The organism is Saccharopolyspora sp. NPDC002578, from assembly GCF_053592695.1.
Genome location: NZ_JBSFWJ010000047.1, coordinates 1 through 16,680, shown reverse-complemented (window position 1 = coordinate 16,680; position 16,680 = coordinate 1). Strand labels below are relative to the sequence as shown.

Here is a 16,680-nt window from a genome sequence, read left to right as displayed (position 1 = left end):
GTGCGTCCAGGAGCAGACGCCGAACCCATCGTGCTCTCGACGGTGGAGTTCGACGTGGCGTGCGAATCGGAAGGGCTCACCGAGCGCAGGCACATCGTGCTCACCGTGCCCAGTCCGGGCGCCACGCACACCGAGCGCGCCGACATCGTCGCGCAGGTGTGGTCGCAGCTGCGGGCGCGCCGACTCGCCGAACCCGGCAAGGACCGGCTCGACGAGGACTTCGCCGACCTGCTGGTGCTGCTGGACCGGCCGCAGCTCGCCGTCGACCTGCGGATCTGGGCGCCGGACCGCTCCATCCGGGCGCTCGCATCCGCCAACGGCAACGCCGGGCTCGTGACCATCGTGGACGGTGACATCGTCGAACTCGCGCCGGTGCGGGGCGGTTCGCTGCCCGAAGCCGTCGTCTCCGTCGCGGGCGACGGACCGGCGGGCGGCGGGCGGCCGGTGAGCGTGCCGCACGACGTGCTGATGGACGCCGGTGCGCGCGCCGGGCAGGACATGCGCGCGTTCGCCGACGAACTCCGCGGACTCGGCGTGGAACCCGACGACGCCGAGATGCTGTCCCGGATGGCCGAAGGCATGGGCATGCGCGGGCAGTTCGGCGTCGAGCACACCCCGACCCGCTCGGCGAAACCGCTGCGCTCCGACCGCGTCGTCGGCTTCCACGACACCCCGGACGGGCGCTACCTGCACTCCGTGCGCGCCAGCGGCGACGGCAGGCAGTGGAGCACCGTCGCCCCCTGCGACAACCGCCGCCTCGTCGACTACGTGCGGGAACTCGTCGACGATACCGTCGATGACTGATCTCTTTGCTTTGGTGGTCGGGTGGCGGAACCTCAGTGTCTTCCTCGCTGCGGGATCTTTTTCCCAAGTGGCTCCGCCACGAGGGAAAAAGCCGTCCTCGCGAGGAAGCCACTGAGAACCCGCGGGTTGTCACCTTTGTGACGTGGGCTATGTGCTTCGCACATACAGGCACGGCCTTCGGCCGCAATGCAGGCTTTGCTTCGCAGCCCAAGGCACGGCTTCGCCGCGAAGGCGCGGGTTTCGGCCACCGGGCGGGTTTGCTCGCCGTGGCTTTGGTGATCAGTCGGGCGTTTCGGGCGGGCAATCGGTTGCTGTGCATCGATTCCGTGGCAATGCTGGTCACGGCGTCGGCAGTCCTCTAGCGTCTCGTCGGCCGAACGCCGTCGCGCACGCGGGAAACGTCGAGGAGGACCCCCAGCCCATGAGTTCCGCACCACCCACCCCGGGGCGAGGACGCGGCGCCGTCCTCGGCGCCTCCACCATCGCCGCGCTCGGCGGGCTGCTGTTCGGCTACGACACCGGAGTCATCTCCGCCGCGCTGCTCTACATCGCGCCCGCCTTCGGGCTCGACGACGGGATGCAGCAGGTCGTGGTGGCCTCGCTGCTGCTCGGCGCCATCGCCGGTGCCGTCGGCGGCGGACGGGTCGTGGACGGGCTCGGGCGCAAGCGGACCCTGCTGCTGGTGTCGGTGGTGTTCACCGTCGGCGCGCTGCTCTCGGCACTGGCGATGAACGTGGCCGTGCTGATCGTGGCGCGCGTCGTGCTCGGCGTCGCCATCGGGGCGAGCTCGCTGGTCGTGCCGACCTACATCGCCGAGATCGCGCCGCCCGCGCTGCGCGGCCGGCTGGTGTCCATGAACCAGCTCATGATCACCATCGGGATCTTCGTGTCCTACCTGGTCGGCTACGCCTTCGCCGAGAGCGGGGGCTGGCGGTGGATGCTGGGGCTCGCCGCCGTGCCGTCGCTGCTGATGCTCGCCGGGCTGTTCGGCCTCAGCGAGAGCCCCCGGTGGCTGCTCTCGCGCGGTCGCACCGAACAGGCCCGCGCCGCGCTGCTGCGCACCCGCACCCCGGACGAGGCCGAAGCGGAACTCGTCGAGATCAGCGAGGCGATGCGCGAGGAGAACGCGTTCTCCTACCGCGACCTGTTCCGGCCCCGGCTGCGCCCGGCCGTGCTGCTCGGCGTCGCCGTCGCCGCCACCAACCAGCTCGTCGGCGTCAACGCCGTCATCTACTACGCGCCCACCATCCTCAAGCAGGCCGGGCTCGGCGACTCAGCGGCGATCCTGTCCTCGGTGGGCATCGGCGCCACGAACATGGTGTTCACCGCGATCGCCCTGCTGCTCATCGACCGGGTCGGCAGGCGACCGCTGCTCATCGGCGGCACCAGCGTCGTCATCGTCGTGCTGTTCGGGCTCGGCGCGCTGTACCTGCTGCCCAGCGTGCAGGGGCTCGGGACGCTGCTCACGGTGGGGCTGATGCTCTACGAGGCGGCGTTCGCGGCGAGCCTCGGCCTCGCCATCTGGCTGATCAACAGCGAGGTGTTCCCGACAGCGGTGCGCGGCAAGGCCTCCAGCGTCGGCACCGTCACGCACTGGGGCCTGGACTTCGTCATCTCCATCTCGGTGCTCACCCTGATCAACGCGTTCACCGCGACCGGGCTGTTCTGGATCTACGGCGTGCTCGGGGTCATCGGCCTCAGCTACCTGTACCGGAAGCTGCCGGAGACCAAGGGCCGCAGCCTGGAGGACATCGAAACGTCCCTGCGCGGGGGGAAGAACGCGTGAGCATCGACGAACTCGTCCGCCGCGCCCGCGCCCTCGCCGAGGGCGGAACGCGGCGCATCCTCGGCATCACCGGAGCCCCCGGGGCGGGCAAGGGCACCGTCGCCGACGCGCTGCTCGCCGAACTGGGTTCGGCGGCCGTGCTGGTGCCGATGGACGGATTCCACCTCGCCGAAGCCGAATTGCGGCGGCTCGGCCGCCGGGACCGGAAAGGGGCGCCGGACACCTTCGACGCCGCCGGATACGTGGCGCTGCTGCGGCGAATCCGGGAGCAGGACTCGGAGACGGTGTACGCGCCCGAATTCCACCGCGAAGTCGAAGAATCCTATTCCGGCTCCATCGCGATCGATCCGGCGACACCGCTGGTGATCACCGAAGGCAATTATCTGCTGCTCGACGTGCCGCCGTGGAACCAGGTCCGGGAATTGCTCGACGAATCGTGGTTCCTCGCACCCGACGACGACGAACGCCTCTCCCGGCTCATCGCGCGCCACGAGCGGTACGGCCGATCGAGGGACGAGGCGCGGCGGTGGGTGCTGCGCAGCGACGAGCGCAACGCGGAGGTCGTCGCACCCACCCGCGCGCACGCCGACCTGCTGGTGCGCGGCGACCCGGCTTGAGGGCTGTTTTGACTCCTGGTCAATTCGTTGACCTGCGTGGACATTGAAATCGGCGGGACCGGCCAATGATCGCTTGGCGGGCCGGGCGAGTCCTGGAAACGTAGTCGTCACGGCAGCGGCGGCGGTTCACTGGGGGACCGCTCATCGGGTGCCGGAGCGATCGCCGCACTGGGGGTCAGGTCCGCCTGGCATGTCTGCGGCGATCACTCGAACCGCAGGAAAAAGGGGAAGTCCACGCGCCGATCTGGGGGGTCGGCGTGGAGATCAACCCCTGGGGAAGAGGTGGCGGGTGCCTTCGTTCGCGACGGGTGGACGAAGGCGCCCCCTCCGAACGGTGCGCTCAGTTCTCCGCCGGAGTCACCGTGATGTCGAAGAAAACGGGCCGTAACGCCTGATCCGGGAAGAACAGATCACCGTTCTCGTCCACCATCTTCCACGGGAGCTTGCATTGTCCGGTCTTGTCGCCCGCCAGCACCGGAACGGTGATCCAGACCCGTTCTCCCGGCGGAGTGTCGCGAATCCACACGCGTTCCGGCGCGGTGCACTCGGCGTCGCCGATCCGCTCACCGGTCTGCTCCAGGTAGCGGCCGGTCCACGGGACGCGGCCCACGTTCATCATCTCCCAGGACTTCACGAAGCTCGTTCCCGCGGCGATCGGGGTGCCGTCCTCGATCGTCTCGCGCACCATCAGCGACGCGTCGCTGGGAATCGGCCGCTCCGGGCCGGACAGCAGGTACGCGCTCAACGCGACCGCCACCAGCACGACCGCGAGCCCCGTGCCCGCCAAGATCCAGCCGCGGCGGCGCGCGCCTGCCGATCCGGAGTCCGGATCGGGCTCCTCGTCCGGTCGCACCGGGGGAACCGTCGCCTCGGGTTGTGCCGGGGTCTCCTCCGGGACGGGTGGCTGCTCGGCCGCCGCGCGAGCGTGCTCCCACCGCCGCAGCCACTCCCGGCGGACCGTCTCGGAGTCCTGGGCGAGCACCCCCACCGCCAGGCTCCGCACGAACTCCCAGGACGTCTCCCACGACGGCAGGTCCTGGCCGCGCGCCGCCGAGGACAGCGCCGACTTCGAGGCGGCGGCGCCGAAGTCGCCGCGCATCCGGTCGTAGGACGGATCGCCCGCGGACTCCTTGAGCTCGCACAGCCGATAGGCGAACGCGGCGACCGGGCCGTCGGCCGGGTCGGGCCGCGACTGCTTGCGGCCCCGCTTGCCACCGGCCGCGGGGCTCACCTCTGATTCGCTCATCGCTGATGCCTCAAGGTCAGGTCGTGCGTGCGCACCGCCGGACTCGGCGGGCGGCGGAACTGGCTCCTCGGGTACGGCGTGCTCGGGGACATGAGACTTGTATTTAGCACGGCGCCGCGGGTCACTTCCGCCGCCGGACGCGGGAATGCACCATTTGATCACCGGTGTCGGGCGATCGGTGCATCGCCGCGGTCCGAACGGATGCGGACCGCGACGATCAGCGCGTTCCGGACGAACCCGGCGGCACGGTCGGCTCGGATGCCTCCGAGGAGGGTGCCGGCGTCGGCGGCGCGGTGGTGGACTCCGCGCTGGAGCGCTGCGGCGGCGCCGACTCGTCCGTGCGCGAGGCGGACGGCGAACCGGAACCGCCCGACGTCGTCTCCGTCGGAGGCGGGGACGTCGTGTCCGGCGGAGTGGTGGGCGGCGGGCTCGTGGTCGGCGGGCTCGTCGGCGGCTGCGTCGTCGGCGGGGGCGGCGGAGGTGGCGGCGGCGGAGCCGGAGTCCCGGTGTCCGGCGGGCCGGTCGGCCGCGGCGGTGCCGGCGCGGACGAATCGTCCCCCGGTGGCGGGACCACGACGGAATCGCTGGTCTCGTCCGGCTCGGTCGAGGTGATGTCCACCGGTGAGGTCGTGCCCGGCGGCGGGGGCGGCGGCAGCAGCTGCGGCGGTCCGACCGGCCGCGGCACCCCCGGATAGCCCGTCGTCGTCATCAGCGTGGTCGCGCTCGGCGCGACCGCGGGGTACTCCTCGGCCGAGTCGTTGCGCTGCTGGTCACCGACGATGACCGCCGCCGACGCGGCGAATCCCGTCGCCACGACCACCCCGGTGGTCGCCCACAGGGCCAAGCGGCGCGGCCGTCCGGGCGAATCCCCGGACTCCGCAGCAGGTTCAGGTGCTAAAGGGTCCATCGTGTCCCACTCGTTCAGTCCCGACGGAACGGGCCGGCGAACCTGTTCCGCTGATACCGGCGGCGTCCGTTTCGGACCGAAGTCGACGTTCCGGACGTAGCGCGTGGATCTCGCGACACGGTAGCCGCTCTGGCAAGGCCCGTTCGGCCCGGGTGCCGCGCTCCACCGCGGTGATCCACTGCGTGCGCTGGTGATTCCCGGGGAAAGCCTCCGGTTCAGACACCTTCGAGTGATGTGCGGTCGCGGAGCGTGCGGGGTGCGCCGCGAACGCGGTCCCGCGGGCGGGCATCATGCGAGGTGTGAGCGACACCGACGACACCGGCCCGGCCGACTCCGCGAACACCGAGCAGGCCCGCTTGACCGCCTGGGTGCACGGGCACGTGCAGGGCGTCGGGTTCCGCTGGTGGACCCGAGCGCGCGCCTTGGAGCTCGGCCTGGTCGGCAGCGCCACGAACCTGCCCGCCCGCCGCGTCGAGGTCGTCGCCGAGGGCCCGCGCGCCGCCTGCGAACGGCTCCTCGCCGCGCTGCGCTCCGCCGACACCCCCGGCCAGGTCGATCACGTCGCCGAGCAGTGGTCGGCCCCCAAGGGCGACCGCACGGGATTCGTCGAACGCTGAACGGGCTCGCGGGAACGGTCCCGGCGCGGTTCTGCGAGGTGGTGAACATCGCGGCGGGTACGCTCTGCCGAACGCCGCACGCAGGCAGCACTCGCGGAAAGGTCGATCGCAGCCGTGCACTTGAAGAGCCTGACGCTCAAAGGGTTCAAATCCTTCGCCTCGGCCACCACGCTGCGCTTCGAACCCGGCATCACCTGCGTGGTCGGGCCCAACGGCTCCGGCAAGTCCAACGTGCTCGACGCGCTGCGCTGGGTGATGGGCGAGCAGGGGGCCAAGGACCTGCGCGGCGGCAAGATGGAGGACGTCATCTTCGCCGGCACCTCCGGCCGCGCCCCGCTGGGCCGCGCCGAGGTCACGCTCACCATCGACAACGCCGACGGCGCGCTGCCCATCGAGTACACCGAAGTCTCGATCACCCGCCGGATGTACCGCGACGGCGCCAGCGAGTACGAGATCAACGGCAACGGCTGCCGCCTGATGGACGTGCAGGAACTGCTGTCGGACTCCGGCATCGGCCGCGAGATGCACGTCATCGTCGGCCAGGGCCAGCTCGCGTCGATCCTGCAGGCCAAGCCCGACGAGCACCGCAGGCTCGTCGAAGAGGCCGCGGGCGTGCTCAAGCACCGCAAGCGCAAGGAAAAGGCGCTGCGCAAGCTCGACGCGATGCAGGCCAACCTGACCCGGTTGACCGACCTCACCGGCGAGCTGCGCCGCCAGCTCAAACCGCTCGGCAAGCAGGCCGAGATCGCGCGCAAGGCGCAGACCGTGCAGGCCGACCTGCGGGACGCGCGGCTGCGGCTGATCGCCGACGACCTGCTGTCCTCCCGCGCCGAACTGGCCCGCGACCAGGCCGACCAGGAAGAGGCCAAGACCAAGCGCGCCGAGGTCGAACGCGGCCTGCAGTTCGCCCAGTCCGAGGAGAAGGGGCTGGAGGAGAAGGTCGCCGCCGACGCGCCGCGCCTCAACCGCGCGCAGGACACCTGGTACCGGCTGTCCGCGCTGGAAGAGCGGCTGCACGGCACGCTGCGGCTCGCCGCCGAACGGCACAAGCACCTCACCGCGCAGAACACCGAGCAGCGCAGCGGGCGCGACCCCGACCAGCTCGACGCCGAAGCGGAAGAGGCCGCCGAGCAGGAGATCGAGCTGCGCGAAGAGGTCGAGCGCGCCCGCGAGACCCTCGGCGACGTGGTGCGGCGGCGTTCCGAGCTGGAATCGCAGCTCAAGGAGGCCGAACGCGAGCACATGGCCGCGGTCCGCGCCATCGCCGACCGGCGCGAGGGCGTCGCGCGGCTGTCCGGCCAGGTCGAGTCGATGCGCAGCAAGGCGGGCGCCACCTCCGACGAGCTGGAACGGCTGTCGACGTCGCTGGCCGAATCGCAGGAGCGCGCCGAGGTCGCCGAATCCGCGTTCGCCGACGCCGAAGCCGAAAGCGGCGGACAGGAATCCGACGACGCCGGGCTGCACGACCGCCAGGCCAACGCAGCCGCGGCCAGGGACGCCGCCCGCTCCCGCGTCGAGGAGCTGGTCAAGGCCGAGCGGACCGCGGAACGCGAGATCGCGTCCTGGCAGGCCCGCGTCGAAGCGCTGTCGATGGGCCTCAACCGCAAGGACGGCGCCGGTGCGCTGCTGGCCGCGGGCGACAAGGTGCCGGGCCTGCTCGGATCGGTCGCCGCGCTGCTGACCGTGGACGCCGGGGCGGAGGCCGCGCTGGCCGCCGCGCTCGGTGCCGTCGCCGACGCGGTGGCGGTCACCGGAGTCGACGACGCGGTCAGCGCGCTGGAACTGCTCAAGACCGACGCGGCGGGCAAAGCCGGGGTGCTGGTCGGCGGCACCGCGGAAGCCGACCGGTCGAGCTGGCCGACGCTGCCGGACGGGGCGCGCTGGGCGGCCGACCTGGTGCGCGCCCCGGACGGGCTGCGCGCCGCGGTGACCACGGCGCTGGACCGGATGGCGGTCGTCGACGACCTCCCCGCCGCTCGCGCGGTCGTGCGCGCGCACCCCGAGGTGCGGGCCGTGACGCGCGACGGCGACGTGCTCGGCGGGAACTGGGCGACCGGTGGCTCCGACGACGGCCAGAGCGTCATCGAGGTGCAGGCCGCGGTCGCCGAAGCCGAGCAGGAGCACGCCGCCGCCGGACGCCGCCTGGAGCAGCACTCCGCCGCGCTCGAAGGCGCCCGCGCCGAGGAACAGGCCCGCCGCGACGAGGTACGCGTCGTGCAGGAGCAGATCAACGAGGCCAAGGTCGCCGCGGCCCGCAGCTCCGAACGCGTCTCCAGCCTGCGTAAAGCAGCCCAGTCGGCGACCGCCGAGGTGGAGCGGGTGCGCCAGCAGCGCGCGAAGGTCGAGCAGTCCCGCGAGCAGGCGCTGTCCTCGCTGGCGGAACTGGAGGAGCGGCTGGCCGCCGTCAAGAACGAGCAGGAGGAGCAGGCCGAACCGGACACCGAGCTGCGCGACCGGCTCGGCGGCGAACTCGGCACGCTGCGCCAGGAGGAGATGGACGCCCGCCTCGGCCAGCGCACCGCCGAGGAACGCGCCCGAGCGGTGCAGGGCCGCGCCGACCAGCTGCGCCGCGCCGCCCGCCAGGAGCGCGAGGCCCGCGCCCGCGCGGAAGCGGCCCGCCAGGCCAGGGAACGCGGCGCCCGCGTCGCGAAGGCCGTGATCGACGGCGCCGAGACCGCCCTGGAGCGGATCGCCGCCTCGCTGCGCGCGGCCACCGAGGAGCGCGACACCGCGCAGGCGCTGCAGAGCGAGCACGAGCAGGCGCTCGGCGCGGTGCGCGCGCGGGTGCGGGAACTCAGCGGCGAGCTGGAGAAGCTCACCGACGCGGTGCACCGGGACGAAGTGGTGCGCGCCGAGCAGCGGCTGCGCATCGAACAGCTCGAATCGAAGATCATCGAAGATTTCGGGATCGGCCTCGACGACCTCGCCGAGGAGTACGGCCCGACGGTGCCCGTGCCGCCGAGCCCCGCCGAAGTCGCCGAGTACGAGGCGGCGAAGGAACGCGGCGAGGAAGTCACCATGCCGCCCTCGGTGCCCTACGACCGCGGCACCCAGGAACGCCGCGCCAAGCGCGCCGAGAAGGACCTGTCGCTGCTGGGCAAGGTCAACCCGCTGGCGCTGGAGGAGTACGCGGCGCTGGAGGAGCGCTACCGGTTCCTGTCCACGCAGCTGGAGGACATCAAGTCCACCCGCCGCGACCTGCTGGACGTCGTGAAGGAGGTCGACGAGAAGATCCTGGAGGTCTTCCAGTCCGCTTTCCACGACGTGGCCGCCGAATTCGAGAAGGTCTTCTCGGTGCTGTTCCCCGGCGGTGACGGCCGCCTGGTGCTCACCGACCCGGACGACATGCTCACCACCGGCATCGAAGTGGAGGCGCGTCCGCCGGGCAAGAAGGTCAAGCGCCTGTCGCTGCTGTCCGGCGGGGAGAAGTCGCTGACCGCCGTCGCCATGCTGGTGTCGATCTTCCGGGCGCGGCCGTCGCCGTTCTACGTGCTCGACGAGGTGGAGGCCGCGCTCGACGACACCAACCTGCGGCGGCTGATCATCCTGCTCGACCAGCTGCGCAGCACCTCGCAGCTGCTGATCATCACGCACCAGAAGCCGACGATGGAGATCGCCGACGCGCTCTACGGCGTGAGCATGCGCGGCGACGGCATCACCACGGTCATCTCGCAGCGGCTGCGCGGGTCGAAGGGCAAGGCCTCCGGGGAAGGCCCCGCGCCGGAAGCGGTCGCCGACGGCGAGGTTCCGGTGGACGCGGCGGCGACGTCGGCCCAGGAGGAACCGGTTCCCGGCGCCGCGGTCGCGGCCGACGCTCCGGTCGGGGACGGCGCTCCGGTCGAGGGCGACGCTCGGGTCGGGGACGGCGCTCCGGCCGGGGACGGCGACGCGCCGGACGGTCCGGCCACCGGCTGATCGGCGGCCCGCGCACGCGGATCTCGCAGCTGGCGTTCAGGTTCCTCGCACGTTCCGGCTCTAACTTCGGTCCCGTTCCCAGTACGAGACTGCGAGAGAGGGCGGCATGTCAGACCACCACGAAGGTCAGCGGGTGAGCAGGCGCTCCGTGTTCGCCGGGGTCGGTTCCATCGGGTTGGGCACGTTGCTCGCCGCGTGCGGATCGCAGGCGGGCGGCAGCACGACCGTCACCACCTCCACAGGGGAGAGCGCATCGGTCACGCCGCAGACCGCCACCGAGGCCGCGGACCTGTTCGCCGGCACCAACACCTGCACCCTCACCCCCGACACCACCCAGGGCCCGTACTACTTCGACGCCGACAAGATCCGCAGCGACATCCGCGAGGACCGGCAGGGCGTGCGGCTGCGGCTCGCGCTGAAGGTGCAGGACAGCGAGACGTGCGCGGCGCTGCCCGGAGCCGTCGTGGAGATCTGGCACTGCGACGCGGCCGGGCTGTACTCCGGCGCCGAGGACCAGTCCTCCGGTGGCGGCGGCACCCCGCCCGGACCGCCGCCCGGCGGTGGTGACCGGCCTCCCGGCGGGGGCGATCAGGACCTGGTGCCCACCGACGACGAGCGCTACCTGCGCGGAGCCCAGGTCAGCAACGCCGAGGGCGTCGTCGAGTTCACCACCATCTGGCCCGGCTGGTACCGGGGCCGCACCGTGCACGTCCACGTGATGGTCCACGTCAGCAACGAGCGGGTGCTGACCAGCCAGCTCATGTTCGACGAGAAGCTCAACTCGGCGGTGTTCTCCCAGCAGCCCTACGCCGCGCACACCGGGCGGGACACGTTCAACGACGGCGACTCGATCTTCGAGGAGGCCATGCTGCTCAAGGTCGTCCCCGACGGCGACGGGCACCTCGCCTCGATCGTGCTCTCCGCCGACTCCGACCGCGACGGCACCTGATCCCGTGCACCCGGTGACCCGGCGGCCCGCACCCCGGGCCGTCGGAGCTCACCTGCACGGAGCCGCGAACGCCCCCGCACCGCTCACCCGGATGACGCCCCGCAAATTTCTCGCGAAATTGAACCGACCATGATCATGAAGTGGCGAGGGTTGGGAAGAGGAATCGCTGGTCATCGAGGTTTTTTCGGTGACGGTGCGGCATATCGGCGCGGCGCGGGGCGTCAATTTCTCGCGACATTGCGCGAGTTGTCCACAGCGGGAGGGGTTGTCCACAGCCGTATCGGGCGACGGGGCGGTTGCTCTCGGGGCGGGACTAGGCGGAACGGACGCGGGCATTACGGTGTGCGTCGCGTTCTTCGTGCCCCCCAGGAGGCCACCTTGTCTCAGCCGTACGGCCCGCAACCGGGTCAGCCGCACCCCCAGGCCGGGCAACCGGTGCCGCCTCCCGACTGGTCCGGGGCGCAGCAGAATCCCGCCTCCGGGCCGTTCCCGCAGCCGTACTCCGGTCCGCCGCCGCAGCCCTACCAGGGATCGGGCCTGCCGCAGCCGAGCTACCCGGCCCCGGAACCCGCGGCCCAGCAGCCCCACCCTGGTTCCGGCCCGATGCCGCAGCCGTACGCGGGATCGCCGTACCCGGGCCCGATGGCTCAGCCGTACCCGGGTTCCGGGCCCATGCCGCAACAGCCCTACCCGGGCTCTGGTCCGATGCCGCAGCAGCCTTACCCCGGTTCCGGTCCGATGGCTCAGCAGCCATACCCCGGCTCCGGACCGATGCCGCAGCAGCCCTACCCGCAGCCCGGCCAGCCGATGCCGCAGGGGTACCCGCCTCCCGGGCCGCCGCAGCAGGCTCCCGGCATGCCGCAGCCGCTCGGCCCGCCGCCCGCCGGGATGGGACGGGTGGTGCTGGACTCGTCGTACGCGCCGCTCGCGTTCATGCTGGCGTTGTTCAAGCCGGGCGTGACGATCAACGGCCAGCCGGGCCCGCCCGCGGTCTGGGGCCGCACGGTGATCGACCTGCCGCCGGGGCAGCACCAGATCGAGGTGCACGTCAACTACCTGTGGAAGTTCGGTTCGGCCACCGCGGTGATCCCGGTGAACGCGGGCCAGCAGATCGAGGCGTACTACAAGCCTCCGATGGTGGCCTTCGGCGCCGGCGCGATCGGCCCGGTTCCGCAGTCGACGCCGAACGTCCGGCTGGTCGTGGGCCTCATGATCGCGTGGTTCGTGCTCTGCCTGCTGATCTTCTCGCTGCCGATGATGCTCTCCTGACCGCTCGATGATCACATCGCGGTGCGGCAGCGGCTAATAACAGCCACACGTGATCAAGGAGCGGCTCGCGGACCGTTCGCCCAGGCAGGGCGGGGTCCGCGAGCCGCACCGGTCAAGCGGACTCGGCGGTCGCCGCGGTCTTCTCCGCCGCCGGCGGCGCCGGGTGGCGCAACGACAGCAGGCCGCCGACGAGCAGCGTGACGAGCACGCCGACCGGCGTGAACCACGGGAACGCCAGCGACGCCTCGCCGCCCTCGCCGTCCGGGAACGTCACCCCGAACGCCAGCACGAGCACCACCACCAGCGTCGAGACGAACGCGATGATCGCGTCGGTCTGCCGCGCCCGCTTCACCAGCAGCCCCAGCAGGAACGCGCCGAGCAGCGCGCCGTAGGTGTAGCTGGCGATGCTCAACCCGATCTCCACCACCGGGTTGTCGGTGCTGCTGAACAGCGACGCGAACACCACGAACACCAGCGCCCAGATCAGCGTCCAGACCTTGCCGAGCCGCAGCACGCTCGCGTCGTCCACGTCGCGCCGGCCGATGCGCCGGTACAGGTCGCTGACCGTGGAGGTGGACAGCGAGTTCAACGAGGACGACAAGGTGCTCATCGCCGCCGCCAGGATGCCCGCGATCAGCAGGCCGGACACGCCCACCGGCAGCTCGTTCACGATGAACCGGGGGAACAGCTCGTCATCGCTGCCCATGCCCAGCGCCGAGGGGTCCGCGCCCTTGTAGAACGACCACAGCTGGGTGCCGATGAACAGGAACAGCCCGAACTGCAACGCCACCACGACGCCGCTGGCGATCAGCGCGAGCTGGCTGTCGCGCAGGTTCCGGCAGGACAGCAGCCGCTGCACCATCAGTTGGTCGGCGCCGTGCGAGGCCATCGCGAACACCGCGCCACCGATGACGGCGGTGAAGAACGCGTACTGCTCGGTGACGATCGAGGACCCGAAGTCGAGGACCTGGAACTTGCCCTCCTGCAACGCGGTGGAGAACCAGTCACCGGACAGCCGCCCGTTGAGCACGACCGCCGCCAGGATCGCCCCGGCCACGTAGACGAACATCTGGATCGCGTCGACCCACACGACGGCCTTGATCCCGCCCAAGTAGGTGTAGATCACGGTCAGCACCGACAGCGCCAGCACGATCTGCCAGTACGAGACGCTGACCCCGAACACCTCCAGCATCACCTTCACCGGGATCGCGGTGGCGAACAGCCGCAGGCCGTCCGCGAGCAACCGGGTGATCAGGAAGGTGACCGAGGCGGTGCCCTGCAGCCCGGACCCGAAGCGCTGCCCGAGGAACTCGTAGGCGCTCACCAGGTTCCCGGCGTAGTACTTGGGCAGCAGCACGAACGCGACGATGACGCGGCCGATGAGGTAGCCGATGGCCAGCTGCAGGTAGGTGAACGTGCCGAGGTAGGCCACCGTCGGCACGCTGATCACGGTCAGCGTGGAGGTCTCGGTGGCGACCACCGAGAAGCACACCGCCCACCACGGCAGGGTGCGGCTGCCGACGAAGTACTCCTGCGAGCTGCGCTGCCGCCCGCTGAGCAGCAGGCCCAGCAGCGGCATCGCGACCAGGTACAGCCCGATCACGATGAGATCGATGGACCTCATTCGGCCTCCAGGGGAGTCGTGGTGTGGGTGATGCGCAGGCGGTGCACAGGTTCGCTCGCCGGTTTCGGCAGCCGCAGCGGCCGGGCTCCGGGGGTGATCGCGCCGAGCAGCCGGGGGCCGTCGGCGCCGGTGGTTCCGGGGACGTTGCCGGGCAGCCCGTTCCAGGTCAACCAGCCCAGCAGCGCGGTCAGGTAGCCCTCCTTGCCCGCCGCCGGCAGGCCGAGGTCGTCGCTGACGTGGAGCGCGACGTCCCGCAACCGATCGCGCAGCGCCGCCATCAGCGTCGGGTTGTGGACGCCGCCGCCGGAGGCGATGACCTCGCGGGGGCCGTGGCGGTGGCAGGCGTCGGCGATGGTGGTGGCGGTGAGCTCCGTCAGCGTCGCCAGCAGGTCCGGCCCGCTGATGTCCACCTCGCGCACCGCCGAGTCCAGGTAGTCGGCGCCGAAGTGCTCCTTGCCGGTCGACTTCGGCGGCTCCGCTCGGTAGTAGTCGTCGGCCAGCAGCCGCTCCAGCAGCCGCCGGTGCACCCGGCCGTCGGCGGCGATCAGGCCGCCGACGTCGCTGGCGGTCGCGCCGTCCGTCACCCGGGTTGCCGCGGCGTCCAGCAGCGCGTTGCCCGGCCCGGTGTCGTAGGCGAGCGGTTCGGGTCCGCCGACGACGGTGATGTTGGCGATGCCGCCGATGTTCAGCGCGATCGACGGCCCCGGCCGGTCGGCGAGCCACAGCGCGTCGAGCACCCCGGCCAGCGGTGCGCCGTGCCCGCCCGCGGCGACGTCGCGAGCGCGCAGGTCCGCGATGACGGGGAGGCCGGTCGCTTCCGCGATCCACGCGGGCTGGCCGAGCTGCGTGGTGCCGCGCGCCCGCCCGTCCTCGACCCAGTGGTAGAGCGTCTGCCCGAGCGAGGCGATCAGGTCGACGTCGCCGAACTCGGCGATGCCGTGGCGGGCCGCGTCGGCGAAGGCGCGGCCGACCTCGGTGTCGAGCACGCAGAACTCCCGCGCGTCGAGGTGCGCCGGGGGCAGCGCGGCCAGCAGCCGCCGCCGCAGCTCGGCGGGGTAGGCGACCTCGGTGGAGCCGCACGGCCGCAGCCGCGCCGTGCCGTCGCCGGACGTGCTCAGCTCGGCGACGGCGATGTCGATGCCGTCCATCGACGTGCCCGAGATCAGGCCGAGAACCCGCCAAGAGGACATGCACAGTGGTGTATTGCACCGGGCTGGGGGATGCAAGCGCGTTTCTGCCATTGTTGGTGAATCGCCCACCTTGGGGTTGCTCCGCCGCTGCTCCGAGCGGGTGCGAGGATGGGGTGCGTGTCCACCTCGAACCTGATTCTGATCGCCGTTGTCGTCGCCGTGGTGCTGGTGCTGGCCGTGGTCACCGGCATCGTGCTCGCCCGGAGGCGCCGCATCAGCCTGCGCGAGCAGGAGGCCGAGCGCCCGGCGGTGCAGGGCGGCGGCTACCAGGCGGGCGGTGGCTTCAGCTTCTCCAGCGGCGCGACCGCGACGGCGCCGCCGGAACACCCGGTCGAGCAACGACCGGAGACCGAAGGGCAGCCCGGAGTCGGTGACGACGCCGCCGAACCGAGGGACAGCGCCAAGCGCGGCATCGTCGACGTGCCGCTGCCCACCGAAGCCGAGGTCGAGGCGGAGACCGGCACTCCCCGCGAGCAGCCCGCGACCACCGAGGACCCGGCGACCACGGCCGAGCCCGCCGAGGACCGCACGACCGGGACCGACGCCGCGACGGCGGTGGACCAGGTCGAGGACACCACCGCCCCGCCCGCCGAGGTGCCCGAGCAGGACCGCACCACGGCCCCTCCGGAACCGGAACCCGCGACGGCCGAGCCGGCCACCGAGATCGAGGAGATCGAGCCGACCGCGGGCAGGCTGGAACGGCTGCGCGGCAGGCTCTCCCGCTCCCGCTCCACGTTCGGCCAGGGCCTGCTGGGCCTGCTGGGCGCGGGCGACCTGGACGAGGACTCCTGGGAAGAGGTCGAGGACACCCTGCTGATGGCCGACCTGGGCTCGGCCACCACCACGGAGATCGTCGAGCGGCTGCGCACCGAGATCGCCTCGCGCGGCGTGCGCACCCCGGAGGACGCGCGGGCGCTGCTGCGCGAAGTGCTCATCGACGCGTTGAGCACCGAAGCACCGCGTTCCGTGCGCGCGCTGCCGCACGGCGACCCCGCCGACGGCGGCAAGCCCGCGGTGCTGCTGGTCGTCGGCGTCAACGGCACCGGCAAGACCACCACCACCGGCAAGCTGGCGCGGGTGCTCGTCGCCGACGGCCACAAGGTGCTGCTCGGCGCGGCCGACACGTTCCGCGCCGCCGCCGTCGAACAGCTCGCCACCTGGGGTGAGCGGGTCGGTGCCGAAGTGGTGCGCGGCAACGAAGGCCAGGACCCGGCGAGCGTCGCGTTCGAATCGGTCTCCCGCGCCACCGACGCCGGCGTGGACGCCGTGCTGGTGGACACCGCCGGCCGGTTGCACACCAAGTCCGGGCTGATGGACGAGCTCGGCAAGGTCAAGCGCGTCGTGGAGAAGCGCGCCCAGGTCGACGAGGTGCTGCTGGTGCTCGACGCCACCACCGGCCAGAACGGCATGGTGCAGGCGCGGGTGTTCTCCGAAGTGGTGGACGTGACCGGCATCGTGCTGACGAAGCTCGACGGCACCGCGAAGGGCGGCATCGTCTTCCAGGTGCAGCGCGAGCTGGGCGTGCCGGTGAAGCTCGTCGGCCTCGGCGAGGGGCCGGACCACCTGGCCCCCTTCGAACCCGCCGCCTTCGTTGATGCGTTGCTTGGGTGAGTTTCGGCCTTCGTAGGTGGTCGCTTAGCGGAACCTCAGCTGCTTCCTCGCTGCGGGATCTTTTTCCCGAGTGGCTCCGCCACGAGGGAAAAAGCTGTCCTCGCGAGGAAGCAGCTGAGAACCCGCCGGTGGTCTTCTTGGTTTG

Annotated in this window: 12 protein-coding genes; 9 read left to right on the top strand and 3 right to left on the bottom strand. The window is 71.7% G+C overall.

The features are described from left to right. The 3 genes from ACWD38_RS20980 to ACWD38_RS20970 all read left to right on the top strand — a co-directional run bounded on the left by ACWD38_RS20980 (position 1) and on the right by ACWD38_RS20970 (position 3,207). Positions 1–804: an ESX secretion-associated protein EspG gene (locus ACWD38_RS20980; RefSeq protein WP_450124727.1), complete on the top strand. Its 804-nt coding sequence runs from the start codon at positions 1–3 to the stop codon at positions 802–804. A 421-nt stretch (positions 805–1,225) separates the two neighbouring features. Then, a complete protein-coding gene (locus ACWD38_RS20975; protein WP_450124726.1) occupies positions 1,226–2,590 on the top strand; it encodes a sugar porter family MFS transporter in 1,365 nt (454 codons plus the stop codon). Continuing rightward, on the top strand, positions 2,587–3,207 hold the full coding sequence (locus tag ACWD38_RS20970) for a nucleoside/nucleotide kinase family protein (protein WP_184481758.1): 621 nt from the start codon (positions 2,587–2,589) through the stop codon (positions 3,205–3,207). The genes ACWD38_RS20975 and ACWD38_RS20970 overlap by 4 nt, the downstream gene beginning before the upstream one ends. Before the next feature lie 340 nt (positions 3,208–3,547). Here the strand turns inward: ACWD38_RS20970 and ACWD38_RS20965 are convergent, their stop codons facing one another. Further along, on the bottom strand, positions 3,548–4,453 hold the full coding sequence (locus tag ACWD38_RS20965) for an NBR1-Ig-like domain-containing protein (RefSeq protein ID WP_184481756.1): 906 nt from the start codon (positions 4,451–4,453) through the stop codon (positions 3,548–3,550). 164 nt (positions 4,454–4,617) lie between these two features. On the opposite strand from ACWD38_RS20965, the gene ACWD38_RS20960 reads away from it, so the two are divergent. From ACWD38_RS20960 to ACWD38_RS20940, 5 genes are all read left to right on the top strand, one after another. After that, on the top strand, positions 4,618–5,148 hold the full coding sequence (locus ACWD38_RS20960) for a hypothetical protein (protein WP_450124725.1): 531 nt from the start codon (positions 4,618–4,620) through the stop codon (positions 5,146–5,148). Between the two features lie 511 nt (positions 5,149–5,659). Then, entirely contained in the window at positions 5,660–5,977 is a 318-nt protein-coding gene (locus ACWD38_RS20955) for an acylphosphatase (protein WP_450124724.1), read from the top strand. 114 nt (positions 5,978–6,091) lie between these two features. Beyond that, on the top strand, positions 6,092–9,892 hold the full coding sequence (gene smc, locus ACWD38_RS20950) for a chromosome segregation protein SMC (RefSeq protein ID WP_450124723.1): 3,801 nt from the start codon (positions 6,092–6,094) through the stop codon (positions 9,890–9,892). Between the two features lie 106 nt (positions 9,893–9,998). Further along, positions 9,999–10,841, top strand: coding sequence for a peptidase associated/transthyretin-like domain-containing protein (locus ACWD38_RS20945; RefSeq protein ID WP_184481748.1), 843 nt, complete (start codon positions 9,999–10,001; stop codon positions 10,839–10,841). Positions 10,842–11,219: 378 nt separating this feature from the next. Then, positions 11,220–12,110 carry a hypothetical protein gene (locus ACWD38_RS20940; protein WP_450124722.1) on the top strand — a complete coding sequence of 297 codons (891 nt, stop codon included), beginning with the start codon at positions 11,220–11,222 and terminating at the stop codon, positions 12,108–12,110. A gap of 112 nt (positions 12,111–12,222) precedes the next feature. Here ACWD38_RS20940 and ACWD38_RS20935 read toward each other — a convergent pair whose 3' ends face one another. Both ACWD38_RS20935 and ACWD38_RS20930 read right to left on the bottom strand, forming a co-directional pair. Then, positions 12,223–13,734 (bottom strand): sodium:solute symporter, encoded by a 1,512-nt coding sequence (locus ACWD38_RS20935; protein WP_184481745.1) that lies wholly within the window; start codon positions 13,732–13,734, stop codon positions 12,223–12,225. Beyond that, positions 13,731–14,924, bottom strand: coding sequence for an anhydro-N-acetylmuramic acid kinase (locus ACWD38_RS20930; RefSeq protein ID WP_450124721.1), 1,194 nt, complete (start codon positions 14,922–14,924; stop codon positions 13,731–13,733). The genes ACWD38_RS20935 and ACWD38_RS20930 overlap by 4 nt, the downstream gene beginning before the upstream one ends. Positions 14,925–15,032: 108 nt before the next feature. On the opposite strand from ACWD38_RS20930, the gene ftsY reads away from it, so the two are divergent. Continuing rightward, complete coding sequence (gene ftsY, locus ACWD38_RS20925) at positions 15,033–16,535, top strand: signal recognition particle-docking protein FtsY (RefSeq protein WP_184481741.1); 1,503 nt, start codon at positions 15,033–15,035, stop codon at positions 16,533–16,535. Positions 16,536–16,680: the final 145 nt, after the last annotated feature.

Coding starts and splice junctions, on each gene's coding strand:
- ACWD38_RS20975 (WP_450124726.1), top strand. CDS start 1,226: ATGAGTTCCGCACCACCCACCCCGGGGCGAGGACGCGGCGCCGTCCTC.
- ACWD38_RS20965 (WP_184481756.1), bottom strand. CDS start 4,453: ATGAGCGAATCAGAGGTGAGCCCCGCGGCCGGTGGCAAGCGGGGCCGC.
- ACWD38_RS20945 (WP_184481748.1), top strand. CDS start 9,999: ATGTCAGACCACCACGAAGGTCAGCGGGTGAGCAGGCGCTCCGTGTTC.
- ACWD38_RS20935 (WP_184481745.1), bottom strand. CDS start 13,734: ATGAGGTCCATCGATCTCATCGTGATCGGGCTGTACCTGGTCGCGATG.
- ACWD38_RS20930 (WP_450124721.1), bottom strand. CDS start 14,924: ATGTCCTCTTGGCGGGTTCTCGGCCTGATCTCGGGCACGTCGATGGAC.
- ftsY (WP_184481741.1), top strand. CDS start 15,033: ATGGGGTGCGTGTCCACCTCGAACCTGATTCTGATCGCCGTTGTCGTC.